This window comes from Ornithinibacillus scapharcae TW25, from assembly GCF_000190475.1.
GTDB lineage: Bacteria > Bacillota > Bacilli > Bacillales > Amphibacillaceae > Ornithinibacillus > Ornithinibacillus scapharcae.
Genome location: NZ_AEWH01000052.1, coordinates 46,152 through 60,759 on the forward strand (window position 1 = coordinate 46,152; position 14,608 = coordinate 60,759).

The following is a 14,608-nucleotide window of genomic DNA, read 5'->3' on the forward strand; positions in this document are numbered from 1 at the left end:
CCTTTTATTAAACCTGTTTGGTTTTTGTCGATAATTCGACAAATTATACTCAACATCAATTATCATATTGATGTAGGTAACATTTAATTGAACTTGCAATTTACTTATACTTGGATCACCTCCCTAAAAGAAACTAGTTTGTTTATATATTAGCTTTTAGAAAGATATTCGCTTCTTTATGTTATCCCCTTCTTTGTCTAGCATCTGTTGCACGTCTTAGAGCGCTACCGACGTTATTAATTGCTAACATTAATATTAGAATTAATAGAGAAGCAGGAACCCAAATCCACCATCTGAATTCTAATGTTTGTGGATTTCTTGCATAGCTTAATAGTGTCCCTAAGCTTGGCGTGCTCTCTGGAAAACCAAATCCTAGGAAGGATAATCCTGACTCTAAGCCAATATTTGCAGCTAAGTTAATTGTCATTGTTACAATAATCAAAGACATACAATTCGGTAGTAGATGCTTAAAAATAATTTTAATATTCGATGTCCCAAGCGTTTTAGCGGCTTGGATGTAGTCTAATTCCTTCTCCTGTAATGCCTTAGAACGGATTAGCCGAGCAATTCCCATCCACAGGAATGCAGTCATAATGAGAGAAAATGTCATTACACTGTATTTTGGAACTACTGCTACAAATGCGATTACAATCATCGTAAAAGGCAGGATGTTAAAGAAGTCTAAGATACGCATTAGCACATTATCCACATGCCCACCAAAGTACCCTGCTACTAATCCAAATACGATTCCAACAATACCCGTTAATACGGTAACTATAATCGCGATAGACAATGAGTTCTTTGTTCCAATAATCAATTGTCCAAATACATCACGACCACCATGGTCTGTACCTAATATAAACTCTTCGCTTGGGGCTTCATGTATGGAAAACAAATCAACTTTTACTATCTCTTCCTGATCGAGGACTAGTGATACCCCATATACAAAAGCTATAATTAAGATTAATAATATTAAAGAGATTAGCGCTAGCTTATCACGAACAAGCTCTCGCCAAATTATGCTAAATCCCGAGGGACTTTTGATTGCCTTCGGTTTTATTTCTAATGCTTTTTCCATTTCATTCACCTCACTATTACCTAAAATTATTTAATCCTAATTCGTGGATCAACAATACTTAGTATGATATCGGATAACAATGCACCTAGTACGGACGCGGCACCGAATAATAATGTTGTTGCAGTTACGACACTATAATCTCGTAATGTTACCGATTCTACTAATAATTGCCCCATTCCTGGATATCCAAAGATATTCTCAATAAAGATAGAACCTCCGATTAATAATGTAATCTCATATCCAAAGAATGCAGCTATTGGCAGTAGTGAGTTTCTTAAAATATGTTGGTTATAGATTCTAGTTTCTGATGCACCCTTTGCTTTAGCTGTTAATACGAAATCCTTCTGTTTCGTATCCACTATTTCATTACGAAGATATAAAATAGTGTTATAGGTGGCTATTAATGCCATTGAAAGAGCTGGAAGCAACAGGTGATAAAACTTACTCATAAAATAATCAAATGTTCCTGGTTCGAGCCCTGGTGTAACACTTCCACTTGTAGGGAACCATCCAAGTTTAAAGCCGAACACCCATAACATTACAAGGGCGAAGATAAAGAGTGGTGTTGCAAATCCTAGATAGGAATACCCTTGAATCAATTGGTCTCGCAAGGTATCATTATATCTTCCACTCGTAATACCGAGCGGAATTGCAATCAGATAAGTCAGTATTAATGTCACAAGTGATAGCCAAAATGAGTTAACAATCCGTTGGCTAATTATTTCTGTAACTGGCATTTTAAAACGGAATGAATCACCAAAGTCACCTGTAACTACTCCACCTATCCAGGATGCATATTGTTCATGCCACGGGTCATACCAGCCCATTTGGACACGAATTTCTTCTATTCTTTCTGGGTCAATATTGGGATCAATTTGCCCTGATAGTGCATCCCCTGGCATCATTTTTGCAAGAACAAATATAAAAATACTCAGAACAATTAACTGGGGAATCATAATCATGATTCTTCGTAAAGAAAACTTCCACATAATATCAACCTTTCTCCGGTAAAGCCACTAAGTGTGTATCAGAAATTGGTTTTAAACCATAGGCTAAACCTTCCTCATCAAAGTAATCATTATAGGCTTGTTCGTATTCTGTATTTACCTCAAGGCGGAACTTTTTCAATTCCTCACGTTTGTGTGGATCAATTTCTGGAATAGCAGCTACAAGCCGCTTCGTATAAATATGTTGTGGGCTTTCAAATATCTCATTTGCTGTACCTTCCTCAACAAATCGCCCCTTATACATGATTCCAATATGATCACACATATGCTTAATAACACCTAAGTCATGACTGATGAATAAGTACGTCAAATCTAATTCATTCTGGATTTCCTGCATAAAGTTTAGCACCTGTGCTTGAACGGAAACATCTAATGCCGACACAGGCTCATCCGCAATGATTAGCTTTGGTTTTAAAGCAACAGCTCTTGCAATTCCAATACGTTGACGCTGCCCACCAGAGAATTCATGTGGATATTTCAATATACTTTCAGGACTTAGTCCAACTAGCTCTAGTAACTCTTGAACGCGAATTCGCTCTTCTTTTCTAGATAACTTTTCAAAATTCCGTAAAGGCTCGGCTACTAAATCAATTACTCTCTTCTTCGGATTTAGAGAAGAATATGGATCCTGGAAAATCATTTGAATATCTTTACGAAATGATGCTCTAGACCTGTTATTTGCGGTAATATCATTACCTTCAAATGTTACATTTCCAGAAGTAATTTTATTTAGGCCGATTATGGCCCTACCAGTAGTGGATTTCCCAGAACCAGATTCGCCTACTAAGCCGTATGTCTTCCCCTTTTCCAAAGTAAAACTTACACCATCAACGGCTTTTACATGGTCTACTGTTCTTCCAAAAATACCACCTTTAATTGGAAAATGAACTTTCAGATCTTTTACTTCAAGAAACCCCATGGTGTTGTTCCTCCTTAGTTTCTTCCGGGAACTTAAAATGTTTATAACACGTACAACGAACAAAATGACCCGGTTTTACTTCATGTAATATTGGTTGTTCTTCATGTGCTGCTTCATCAATCCAAGGTATTCTCGGTGCAAATCTGCAACCACTTCTAGGAAGGTTTTGTAAAGCTGGCACAATCCCTTGTATAACATGTAATTTGTCTTGTGTACCATGTGCATTTGGGATGGAGTTAAAGAGAGATCTAGTATATGGATGTAGTGGCTCCTCGAATAATGTTAGGACGTCCCCCACTTCTACAATTTGTCCGGCATACATAACAGCTACACGGTCTGCCATCTCTGCCACAACCCCAAGGTCATGTGTAATTAAGACAATTCCTGAATCCATATCATCTTTTAGGTCCTTTATTAAATCCAATATTTGAGACTGGATTGTAACATCCAAAGCTGTTGTTGGCTCATCTGCTATTAGTAGTTCCGGTTCATTGGCTATTGCAGTAGCGATGACAACTCTTTGCCTCATACCACCTGATAGTTCGTGTGGATACTGTTCGAAAACATGTTCTGGTCTTGGGATACCAACCTTTTGTAATAAGTTAACAACTTTTTCTCTACGTTGTGATTTTGAAAGAGTATTATTATGAAGAAGTATTGCTTCTCCTATTTGATCACCAATTTTCATTAGTGGATTAAGTGCAGTCAAAGGGTCTTGGAAAATCATTCCCATATTTTTACCACGTAGCTTGTTTAATTTTGAAGGAGCCACATTTGCGATATCCTCACCTTTAAATAAAATATTTCCCTCAATTTTCGCCCGAGTATGTAACCCCATAATAGAGAATGCTAATGCACTCTTTCCGCACCCAGACTCTCCAACAATGGCAAGGACTTCATTCTTGTTTACTGTAAGCGTAACGTCGTCTACTGCTGCATGATATTCATCCCGAATTCGGAAAGATGTTTTTAAGTTTTTGATTTCCAATAACTTCTCTGCCAAATTAATCCCCCTAACTAAATATTGAAAAAATTCTAATCAAATTTTCCTCTAAGAATTCAAACATAGGAAAAAGCAGAATCTCATGTTGTCAAATATCTTTTGTATATCTGCCCTATTAATACCTTTAATTTATTATAATTTTCAAATAATTATAGGCTCACTATTTTATTGATATAGGTCTTTTATCCCTATCAACTTTATTTCGTAATAAACTTGTAATATAGCAATGATTTTTTTAAAGTATATATTATTTTCAGATTTTTAACAAGACTTTTTTAAACTATTTATTTAAAGTTTTTAGACTATTATGTATTAGAATAGTGGTCTATCAAGGCTTAAAGGATACTAGGATAGAATAAAATTTTGTTTGATTTTTGTAGATTTTAGAGGAAATTTGCAGAAAAATATTTTAAGTAGGTATCATTTACATTTGAATTTTATAAATAAAAAGAGAAGGAATCAATTGATTCCTTCTCTTCCTAAAGTTCCTTATTCAGCTACCACTGATTCAGCTTCCGTTACACCAATTTGGTATAGACGAAGATCTGAAGCAGGGTCAATTGTAAAGTTAACAACACGGTCGTTAACCGGTCTAATAACAGCACGGTATACTGTTGGGAACATCGGAACATTATCAACCATTAGCTGTTGCCATTGGTCATAGATTTCTTTACGATATTCAGTATCCATCGCTTCCATAGAAGATCCTGCAGCAAGTAACTCTTCATTTTCTTCATTTGTCCAACGTGGATAGTTTGCAAATGAATTACCAGCAAAGATTCCTGAAGGGTTCACGTCAGTACCTGTTCCCCATGCAGCTTGATAAATATCAATTGCTGGATCATCTGCTTCAACACGGTCATAGAACGAGTTGAATTCAATTAGTCGACCATCTACAAGTTCAACTTTAAGACCTACATTACCCCAAGATTGGATGTAATATTGAGCGATTGGCTCAGCAGTTTCTCCACCTGACATAGAAGCGAAGTTGATTACTAACTCTTCACCATCAGGATTTTCACGGAATCCATCTCCATCAACATCTTCATAACCAGCTTCATCTAAAATACGATTTGCTTCATCTGGATCAAATGTTGGCGTTTCAATATCAGGATTATGGTATTCTGGGAAGAATGGAATGATTAATGTAGTTGCATTCCAACGTAAACCGTTATAGAAGTTTTCACCTACAGCATCATTATCCACAGCATACCACATAGCTTTACGTAAGTTCACATCAGCCATTTTAGCATTCGGGTCTACAACAACTTCACCAGCTTCTGCATCCCATTTACCTAATTTAAATCCAATATACGTATAAGAAGAGTCAACTTTCCCTAAGAATTCAACGTTTGACATATCAGCATTGTCTGCAAATTGATCTGTAGGGAAGCTATCCACTAAATCAACTTCGCCAGATTCTAAAGCTTGAACAACTGTAGAAGGTGAAATTACTTTTACAGTTACTTTTGCAAGAGCTGGCTCGCCGCGCCAGTAATCTTCATTCTTTACAAGAACTACAGATTCACCAGGAACAATAGTATCAACTTTGTACGGACCAAAACCGATAGGATTTTTACGTACAGCGTCAGATTCCATCATTTCAGCAACTTCCATTTCACCGAATACGTGCTTCGGTAATGCATATGGCCAGATACCTCCAGTAATTAGAGAAGGGCCACCTTCTTTATAAGTGATTTTTAATGTTTTTTCATCAACAACTTCAATACCAGAGATTGTATCTGTTTCTCCAGCATGATACTCATCCATACCTACGATGTTTTCAAAGTCAGCTCCATAACGGATTCCAACATAATCAGGGTGCCCAATAACATAGTGAGCATAAGCCCAGTCTTCAGCTGTTACAGGTTGCCCGTCATGCCAGTTAACACCATCTTTAATTGTAAGTGTGTAAACTTTACCAGACTCATCCACTTCCCATGTAGCAGCACCATCTTGTGTATAAGCATAGTTAGCATCTGAATCGAATAATGGCTCATCGAACCATTGAATTACTTCAAAGTCAGGTCTACCTGAATAGAAGTTAAAGTTAAAAGTACCTTCAAATACTGTATCGGAAACAATACCGTAGTTAAGTTCACCATCTTTGATTGGTTCACCATCATTTGAAGTAGTCATTTCGAAATCTTCAATACTGTAGATTCCATCTTCATTTTGCTGAGCAGTGTCTTCTTTTTTCTTATCTTCTGATTTACCTGAATCTGAAGATTTATCATCACCACCGCCGCAAGCAGCAAGTGCAAGCAATAATACCAGCATAAGTGCTAAAAGCCATTTGCCTGTCTTTCTCATCTGTGTTACCTCCCTATTTAATAGATACTTGTTTTTACCTGGCCATTCCAATTGGCGCGGCCAGGTTTATACTAAAACATCGGTGATGTTTATAGTTACCTTCATTAACCTCTTCTTTGTCTTGCATCCGTTGCACGTTTTAAAGCTTGTCCTACGTTATTAATGGACAACATTAGAAGTAAAATTAAGATAGATGCCGGTACCCAGATCCACCATCTGAACTCCAATGTTTGTGGATTTCTCGCATAACTTAGTAATGTTCCTAAACTCGGTGTACTTTCTGGGAATCCAAATCCTAAGAATGAGAGACCAGATTCTAAACCAATGTTAGCCGCTAAGTTAAGCGTCATCGTAACGATAATAAGTGAACTTACGTTTGGTAATAACTGTGAAAAAATAATTTTAAAATGTGAACTACCAAGTGTTTTCGATGCTTGAATATAATCAAGTTCTTTTTCTTGTAATGCCTTCGATCTGATTAGACGAGCTATCCCCATCCATAGGAAAGCAGTCATAATAAGAGAGAAGGTTATTGTATTGTATTTAGGAACAATTGCTACAAAGGCAATAACGATCATCGTAAATGGTAAAATCATAAAGAAATCCAGAATACGCATCATGATGTTATCGATATGACCACCAAAGTAGCCTGATATTAATCCATATGCAACACCAATAATCCCTGTCATTAATGTTACCAATATTGCTATTGTTAATGAGTTCTTCGTTCCAATCACTAACTGACCAAACACATCACGACCACCGTAATCCGTACCTAATAAAAATTCCTCACTAGGTGGCTCATGAATCGAGAACAGGTCTACCTTTACGATTTCTTTTTGATCTAGTACAAGGGATGTACCATATACTGCTGCCATAATTAATATTAAAAAGATTAATGATACTAGCGCTAATTTGTCACGAACAAGCTCACGCCAGATAATGCTTATACCAGAGGGACTTTTCATAGGTGCCTTTGGTTGCACTTCTTCTGCTTTCTTGTTTTCCATAGTTCTCACCTCACTGTTTACCTATTTTATTTAATACGAATTCTTGGGTCGACAATACTTAAAATGATATCGGATAGTAGGGCACCTAGAATGGAAGCTACACCGAATAATAATGTCGTCGCCGTTAATACCGTGTAATCACGTAGTGTGATGGATTCTACTAATAACTGGCCCATTCCCGGATAACCGAAAATATTCTCAATAAAGATAGAACCACCAATTAAACCGGTAATTTCAAATCCAAAAAATGCTGCAATCGGTAAAAGTGAGTTTCGTAAAATGTGACGATTGTATACTCGTGACTCTGAAGCTCCTTTTGCTCTAGCTGTTAAAATGAAATCTTTATGCTTTGTATCGACAATTTCATTACGCAAATATTGAATAGTACTATATGTTGTAATAAGTGCCATAGACAATGCAGGTAATATTAAATGATAAATTTTACTCATCAAGTACTCAAACGTTCCAGGTTCTAATCCTGGTGTTATACTACCACTTGTTGGGAACCAACCTAATTTGAATCCAAAGATCCAAAGCATAACAAGCGCAAATATAAATAATGGTGTCGCAAATCCTACATAGGTATAACCCGTAATTAACTGGTCACGCCATGTGTCATTATAACGACCACTAGCAATACCTAATGGAATAGCAATTAGGTAAGTTAAGATCAATGTTGCAACAGATAGCCAAAACGTATTAACCATACGCTGTCCAATAAGTTCAGATACAGGCATCTTAAAGCGGAAAGAATCCCCTAAATCACCTTTTACTACTCCGCCCATCCAACTAGCATATTGTTCATACCAAGGATCGTTCCATCCCATTTCTTCACGAATTTCATCAAGTCTTTCTGGATCTACATCCGGTCCAATTTGACCAGATAATGCGTCTCCAGGCATTAACTGTGCAAGTACGAAAATCAAAAGACTAAGAACGATTATCTGAGGAATCATGATTAACGTACGACGTAATGTAAATTTCCACATAATATCAACCTTTCTCCGGTAGAGCCACTAAATGTGTATCAGAAACTGGCTGTAATTTATAGGCTAAACCTTCTTCATCAAAGTAATCATTGTAGGACTGTTCGTATTCCTTTTTCACTTCTTCACGGAACACACGTTTTTCTTCACGTTTGTTAGGATCGATATCAGGAATCGCTGCCACTAAGCGTTTTGTATAAATATGCTGTGGGTTTGTAAAAATATCGTCCGCAGTGCCTTCTTCTACGTAGCGACCTTTATACATAATCCCGATCTGGTCGCACATATGTTTGATTACCCCTAAATCATGACTGATAAATAGATATGTTAAATCAAGTTCTTTTTGAATTTCTTTCATAAAGTTTAGTACTTGAGCTTGTACAGATACGTCTAATGCTGATACCGGTTCATCTGCTATAATTAACTTCGGCTTTAACGCAATCGCTCTCGCTATACCGATACGCTGACGTTGACCACCTGAAAACTCGTGTGGATATTTTAAAATACTCTCAGGACTTAACCCAACTAATTCCATTAACTCCTGAACTCGTTTACGCTCTTCTGACCTTGTAAGATTCTCAAAGTTTCGAAGAGGTTCTGCAACGATATCAAAAACACGCTTCTTTGGGTTTAATGAAGAATAAGGATCTTGGAAAATCATTTGAATATTTTTACGAGCATCCGATTTCGCTCGTTTAATATTTGTAATATCGACTCCATCAAACATTACTTTTCCAGATGTTATGTTATTAAGTCCGATTATTGCTCGACCAGTTGTAGTTTTACCTGATCCAGACTCCCCAACTAATCCATAAGTTTTACCTTTTTCTAGTGAGAAGGACACACCATCAACTGCTTTTATGTGACCTACTGTCCTTCCGAATACCCCACCTTTAATTGGAAAGTGTACCCTTAAATCATTAACCTCAAGATAAGACATGTTGTTCCTCCTTACTTTCATCAGGGAAGCTAAAGTGCTTATAACATGTACAACGCACATGGTGCCCTGGTGCAACTTCTTTTAATGTCGGATGTTCTTCGTGTGCAGCTTGATCAATCCAAGGAATTCTTGTGCTAAAGCGACAACCTTCACGAGGTAGGTTTTGAAGCGATGGGACAATCCCCTGAATAACATGTAATTTTTCCTGTTCAGAATTTGCGTTTGGTACAGAATTTAATAATGATCTTGTATATGGATGTAATGGATTTTCAAACAAGGTCTTTACATCCGCAATTTCTACGATTTCTCCAGCATACATAACAGCAACTCTATCTGCCATCTCTGCTACAACACCTAAATCGTGAGTAATAAGAATAATTCCAGAATCCATATCATCCTTAAGCTTATTAATAAGATCAAGAATCTGAGATTGGATGGTAACGTCCAGTGCTGTTGTCGGCTCATCCGCAATTAATAATTCTGGTTTATTTGCAATGGCCATTGCAATCATGACACGTTGACGCATACCACCTGATAATTCGTGAGGAAATTGATTAATGACATGCTCCGCACGTGGAATTCCAACCTTATTTAATAAGTCAAGAACTCTTTCTCGACGGTCCGTCTTTGACATATTTTTATTATGAAGATATAACGTCTCGCCAATTTGTTCGCCTACTTCCATTAAAGGATTAAGAGAAGTAAGTGGGTCTTGGAAAATCATACCGATGTCTTTTCCACGTACCTTGTTAAATTCTGATGAAGACATCTTTGCGATATTTTTATCCTTAAATAAAATATCTCCATCAATTTTCGCACGAGTATGAAGACCCATGATGGAGAATGCTAGTGCACTTTTCCCACAACCTGATTCACCAACGATTGCAAGAACTTCATTTTTGTTAACCGTTAGTGAAAGATTATCAACAGCTGCATGATAATCATCTTTAATACGAAATGAAGTTTTTAAATTTTTTATTTCGAGAAGCTTTTCTGACATTTTATTTTCCCCCTATTTTTGATAGTCGGCCCAAGACATTACGCCTTTTTAGGGTTTACTTTTTTATCGTATTTATGACTTTCAATTAACTCGTCATTGTTTATATTATTCTGACAATTTAGTGTTATTGGAATTACGTGATGAAAACTATTATACTATCAATTCCTTTGAATTGTCACCCCTAAAATCGAAAAAACATAAATTTTGTCGAAGAATAATTAGTATTGAATTCCAAAGAACATTGTTATATCAGTTGTTTGGTAACGCTTCCCATCCTTTTAAGAATTTATTAAATATTTTCTCTGTTCTCCCCTCTGTTCCTATATTTTAATTTTCTTAATATTTCGTGTCGCTAAATAATTATTATTTTCACAATATTTTTAATGATTAATTTTAGATAACAAAAAAAGACTAGTGTTATGTAGATACATACACTAGCCTTTACATATAATTTAAATATTAGTTTTTCCCATATAAATGACACGCAACCCAATGATCTGGTTTATGCTCAATAAATTCAGGTTGAGCTTTCGAACATATTTCCATTGCCATCGGACATCTTGTACGGAATGGACATCCACTTGGTGGATTAATCGGACTCGGTACATCTCCTTCGAGGATTATCCTTTCTCTGGAGCGCTCCACTTGTGGATCAGCAATTGGTATCGCACTGATTAAGGCTTGTGTATATGGGTGCAATGGGTCTTCATACAAATCTTCACTAGTTGAAATTTCCACCATATTCCCTAAATACATCACGCCGACACGGTCACTAATGTGCTTTACCATGGATAAATCATGGGCAATAAAGAGATATGTTAAACCTCTTTCTTTTTGCAATTTCCTCATTAGATTAACTACCTGGGCTTGAATCGATACATCTAAAGCAGAGATTGGCTCGTCTGCAACGATAAAATCTGGATTAACAGCTAGTGCCCTCGCGATACCGATTCTCTGTCGTTGTCCACCACTAAATTCATGTGGATAACGATTACCATGCTCTGCATTCAAGCCTACTGTCTCCAGTAATTCAATCACTCTAGCTTCGCGTTCTGTCTTTGATTTTGCAAGTCCATGAATATCAATACCCTCTGCAATAATATCTTTAATTGTCATTCTCGGATTTAATGAAGCATAAGGATCTTGGAAAATCATTTGCATGCTTCTCGTTAATTCTTTAAGTTGTTTTTTATTCTTTTTCGAATGGACACTCGCACCTTTAAAGGAAACTTCCCCACCAGATGCTTGATAAAGTCCCATAATCGTCCTTCCTGCAGTTGATTTACCACAACCGGACTCACCTACAAGACCAAAGGTTTCTCCCTTATATATATCAAATGTCAGACCATCCACGGCTTTTAATACATTTTTTCGGTCAATCCTAAAATGCCTCTTTAAATCTTTAATTTCAAGTAATTTTTCTTTCGGTTTAGCCATTTACTTTCGAACCTCCTACATTAACAAATTCTGGTGGTTCTACTTTTGGTGCACGTTCATCTAATAACCAGCAAGCAGTTTTTTGCGTACTCGATAGTTCATAGTACTCAGGCATATGCGTTCCACATGCTTTCATTGCGTACGGGCAGCGAGCAGCAAAAGGACAGCCTTTTGGTGGATCTGCTAAATCTGGTGGTGAACCAGGGATAGCTTTTAACTCCTCATCATGACTATCAAGTTTTGGCATCGAACCTAATAACCCCCATGTGTATGGGTGTTTTGGATTATAGAAAATCTCATCAACTGAACCAGTTTCTACTATTTTACCACCATACATAACAGCAACTCGGTGTGCCGTATTTGCTACAACACCAAGGTCATGTGTAATCAAAATGATTGCAGTACCTGTTTCATGTTGTAATTCTTTCATTAGATCTAGAATTTGCGCTTGTATCGTTACATCAAGTGCCGTTGTCGGTTCATCGGCTATTAATATCTTCGGATTACACGCTAAGGCAATCGCGATCATCGCACGTTGCCGCATTCCTCCTGAGAACTCATGCGGATATTGATTGATCCGCTTTTCTGGATTTGGAATACCTACTTGCTTTAACAACTCCACTCCAAGTAGATGGGCTTCTTTTTATTCATATTTTGGTGCTTAATTAAACCTTCTGTAATCTGTTTACCAATCGTCATTGTCGGATTCAGGGACGTCATTGGGTCCTGGAATATCATTCCAATTTCCTTCCCGCGGATACTTTCCATTTGCTTCTCAGATTTCTGTATTAAATCTTCCTCATTGAAGATAATATTTCCACTAACAAATTTTCCAGGAGGCATTGGAATAAGTCGCATAATAGATTGGGCAGTTACACTTTTTCCAGATCCTGACTCCCCAACAATCGCTAATGTTTCTCTCTCATGTAAATCAAAGGAAACATCTCGTACAGCTTTTACTTCTGATTTATACGTATCAAAAGAAACAGAAAGGTTTTGAACACTAAGTATTTTTTTCATTTTGTATCTCCCCTCCCTATTTACGGTCTTTCGGATCTAATGCATCTCTTAGACCGTCACCAATAACGTTGAACGCCAGCATGGTTAAGCAGATAAAGAATGCTGGGAAGAATAATTGATACGGGAAGTACTGGAATGAACCTAGTGCTTCACTTGTCATAACTCCCCAACTAGAATCTGGCATTGGAACACCAAGTCCAAGGAAACTTAAAAATGCCTCTGTAAAGATAGCATTAGGTACTGTAAGCGTTAAGGTTACAAGAATTGGTCCAAGTGTATTGGGCACTAAATGCTTAAATAGCAATCTTGAATTACCCGCGCCTAATGATTTAGAGGCTAATACATATTCTTCCGACCGAAGTTGCATGACCTGTCCACGTACAATTCTGGCCATGTTTATCCAGCCGGTTATGACCATCGCGATAATCATTGTCCATATCCCTTGTCCCATGACAACCATTAACAGAATAACTACTAATAAATAAGGAAGACTGGATAAAATATCAGCGATCCGCATCATATATTCGTCGACTTTCCCTCCGAAGTAACCCGAAATCGCACCCCAAATTATCCCAATGATAAGATCTAAAAATGCTGCCGTTAATCCAATAAATAAGGATATTCTCGCACCATCCCATGTTCTAGCAAAAATATCTCTTCCTAAGTTATCAGTTCCAAACCAATGATCACTCGATGGAGCCTGGTTTGTTGACATCAGGTCATTATCACGGAAGTTCTCTCCAGAAATATCCGCTCCAAATGCCGCCATAAAACCAAGAAAAAGCAGTACTACAATACCTGTTAATGCTAACTTGTTTTTACGAAATCGTCTCCATGCATCTTTCCAATAGGAAGTACTCTTACCTACTATCTTCTCCGATTCTGCATGGTCAATATGAAGTGGTTCGAAATCTACATTTGTAAGCTGTTGTTGTGACATTACTTCCCACCACCTTTTGAATCTAGCTTAATTCTTGGATCAACTATTCCATAAATTAGGTCGACTATTAATACACAGAAAAGTAGAATGACACTATAGAAAACAGTAGTACCCATAATAACGGTATAATCCCGGTTTGTGATACTTGTTACGAATTCACTTCCAAGACCTGGAATACCAAATATCTTCTCAATGACAAAACTACCGGTTAAAATACCTGCAACTAATGGTCCCATATAGGAAATTACCGGTAGCAAAGCATTTCGTAAGCCATGTTTATACGTAACAATCCGCTGGCTCATCCCTTTTGATTTGGCTGTTTTGATGTAATCAGAGTTCAAGACATCTAGCATACTCGACCTCATCAAACGCGCAATAAAGGCGAGAGGGGTAGTAGCAAGGGCTAGGGCCGGTAAAATTGTGTCCGCGAACGATTCCATCCTCGCAACTGAGAAAATATCAAATTTTATAGCAAGGATATATTGTAATATTGTGGCCATAATAAAACTCGGCACAGAGATACCTAATACAGCGATAATCATCGCAGAGTAATCACCGAACTTATTGTGTTTTAAAGCAGCAAATACCCCCAATAAAACACCTAATCCAATTGCAATGAACACAGCCTCTAATCCAATTACTAATGAGTAAGGAAAACTTCGTAATATGATATCCATAACATCTTGTCCAACATATTTAAAAGATGGCCCAAAATCGAACGTTATCGCATTAACTAAATAATCGACATATTGTTCGTGGATTGGGTCATTTAACCCATAAGCCTCTTCCATTTGCGCTTCCATAGCAGGTGTCATTTTACGCTCTGAAGCAAACGGACTACCTGGAGCAGCCTGCATTAGGAAGAATGTTGCCGTGATAATTAATAGAAGTGAAACTAGTATATAAGCAATCCTTTTCATTACATACTTTGCCAATTTATACACCTCCAAGTTAA

The 14,608-nt window shown here is 37.2% G+C and carries 12 protein-coding genes and 1 pseudogene; all 13 read right to left on the minus strand.

All coding sequences use genetic code 11. The features are described from left to right. Positions 1-181 precede the first annotated feature (181 nt). The 13 genes and pseudogenes from G5W_RS0114235 to G5W_RS0114295 all read right to left on the minus strand — a co-directional run bounded on the left by G5W_RS0114235 (position 182) and on the right by G5W_RS0114295 (position 14,588). Complete coding sequence (locus tag G5W_RS0114235) at positions 182-1,078, minus strand: ABC transporter permease (protein WP_010097687.1); 897 nt, start codon at positions 1,076-1,078, stop codon at positions 182-184. Positions 1,079-1,104: 26 nt separating this feature from the next. Beyond that, positions 1,105-2,067, minus strand: coding sequence for an oligopeptide ABC transporter permease (opp4B, locus tag G5W_RS0114240; RefSeq protein ID WP_010097689.1), 963 nt, complete (start codon positions 2,065-2,067; stop codon positions 1,105-1,107). Between the two features lie 4 nt (positions 2,068-2,071). Next, the gene (locus G5W_RS0114245) at positions 2,072-3,004 is read right to left on the minus strand and encodes an ABC transporter ATP-binding protein (RefSeq protein WP_010097692.1); all 933 of its coding nucleotides are present in this window, start codon (positions 3,002-3,004) and stop codon (positions 2,072-2,074) included. Continuing rightward, a complete protein-coding gene (locus G5W_RS0114250; RefSeq protein ID WP_010097693.1) occupies positions 2,991-4,007 on the minus strand; it encodes an ABC transporter ATP-binding protein in 1,017 nt (338 codons plus the stop codon). Before G5W_RS0114250 ends, G5W_RS0114245 begins: the two co-directional genes overlap by 14 nt. Before the next feature lie 489 nt (positions 4,008-4,496). Beyond that, positions 4,497-6,320 carry an oligopeptide ABC transporter substrate-binding protein gene (opp4A, locus tag G5W_RS0114255; RefSeq protein WP_010097695.1) on the minus strand — a complete coding sequence of 608 codons (1,824 nt, stop codon included), beginning with the start codon at positions 6,318-6,320 and terminating at the stop codon, positions 4,497-4,499. A gap of 104 nt (positions 6,321-6,424) precedes the next feature. Next, positions 6,425-7,330, minus strand: coding sequence for an ABC transporter permease (locus G5W_RS0114260; protein WP_010097697.1), 906 nt, complete (start codon positions 7,328-7,330; stop codon positions 6,425-6,427). Positions 7,331-7,356: 26 nt separating this feature from the next. After that, the gene (gene opp4B, locus G5W_RS0114265) at positions 7,357-8,319 is read right to left on the minus strand and encodes an oligopeptide ABC transporter permease (RefSeq protein ID WP_010097699.1); all 963 of its coding nucleotides are present in this window, start codon (positions 8,317-8,319) and stop codon (positions 7,357-7,359) included. Positions 8,320-8,323: 4 nt separating this feature from the next. Continuing rightward, positions 8,324-9,256 (minus strand): ABC transporter ATP-binding protein, encoded by a 933-nt coding sequence (locus G5W_RS0114270; protein ID WP_010097701.1) that lies wholly within the window; start codon positions 9,254-9,256, stop codon positions 8,324-8,326. Continuing rightward, positions 9,243-10,256 carry an ABC transporter ATP-binding protein gene (locus G5W_RS0114275; RefSeq protein WP_010097702.1) on the minus strand — a complete coding sequence of 338 codons (1,014 nt, stop codon included), beginning with the start codon at positions 10,254-10,256 and terminating at the stop codon, positions 9,243-9,245. The genes G5W_RS0114270 and G5W_RS0114275 overlap by 14 nt, the downstream gene beginning before the upstream one ends. A gap of 459 nt (positions 10,257-10,715) precedes the next feature. Next, positions 10,716-11,693 (minus strand): ABC transporter ATP-binding protein, encoded by a 978-nt coding sequence (locus G5W_RS0114280; protein WP_010097703.1) that lies wholly within the window; start codon positions 11,691-11,693, stop codon positions 10,716-10,718. Beyond that, positions 11,686-12,713: pseudogene (locus tag G5W_RS22350) on the minus strand (ABC transporter ATP-binding protein). The gene G5W_RS0114280 and the pseudogene G5W_RS22350 overlap by 8 nt, the downstream one beginning before the upstream one ends. Before the next feature lie 16 nt (positions 12,714-12,729). Next, on the minus strand, positions 12,730-13,653 hold the full coding sequence (locus tag G5W_RS0114290; protein ID WP_010097704.1) for an ABC transporter permease: 924 nt from the start codon (positions 13,651-13,653) through the stop codon (positions 12,730-12,732). Then, positions 13,653-14,588 (minus strand): ABC transporter permease, encoded by a 936-nt coding sequence (locus G5W_RS0114295; protein WP_010097705.1) that lies wholly within the window; start codon positions 14,586-14,588, stop codon positions 13,653-13,655. The genes G5W_RS0114290 and G5W_RS0114295 overlap by 1 nt, the downstream gene beginning before the upstream one ends. Between the last annotated feature and the right edge of the window lie 20 nt (positions 14,589-14,608).

Bases quoted from the DNA above. Each gene is read 5' to 3' on its own strand.
- G5W_RS0114235 (WP_010097687.1), bottom strand. From the start codon at position 1,078: ATGGAAAAAGCATTAGAAATAAAACCGAAGGCAATCAAAAGTCCCTCG.
- opp4B (WP_010097689.1), bottom strand. From the start codon at position 2,067: ATGTGGAAGTTTTCTTTACGAAGAATCATGATTATGATTCCCCAGTTA.
- G5W_RS0114245 (WP_010097692.1), bottom strand. From the start codon at position 3,004: ATGGGGTTTCTTGAAGTAAAAGATCTGAAAGTTCATTTTCCAATTAAA.
- opp4A (WP_010097695.1), bottom strand. From the start codon at position 6,320: ATGAGAAAGACAGGCAAATGGCTTTTAGCACTTATGCTGGTATTATTG.
- G5W_RS0114260 (WP_010097697.1), bottom strand. From the start codon at position 7,330: ATGGAAAACAAGAAAGCAGAAGAAGTGCAACCAAAGGCACCTATGAAA.
- opp4B (WP_010097699.1), bottom strand. From the start codon at position 8,319: ATGTGGAAATTTACATTACGTCGTACGTTAATCATGATTCCTCAGATA.
- G5W_RS0114270 (WP_010097701.1), bottom strand. From the start codon at position 9,256: ATGTCTTATCTTGAGGTTAATGATTTAAGGGTACACTTTCCAATTAAA.
- G5W_RS0114275 (WP_010097702.1), bottom strand. From the start codon at position 10,256: ATGTCAGAAAAGCTTCTCGAAATAAAAAATTTAAAAACTTCATTTCGT.
- G5W_RS0114280 (WP_010097703.1), bottom strand. From the start codon at position 11,693: ATGGCTAAACCGAAAGAAAAATTACTTGAAATTAAAGATTTAAAGAGG.
- G5W_RS0114290 (WP_010097704.1), bottom strand. From the start codon at position 13,653: ATGTCACAACAACAGCTTACAAATGTAGATTTCGAACCACTTCATATT.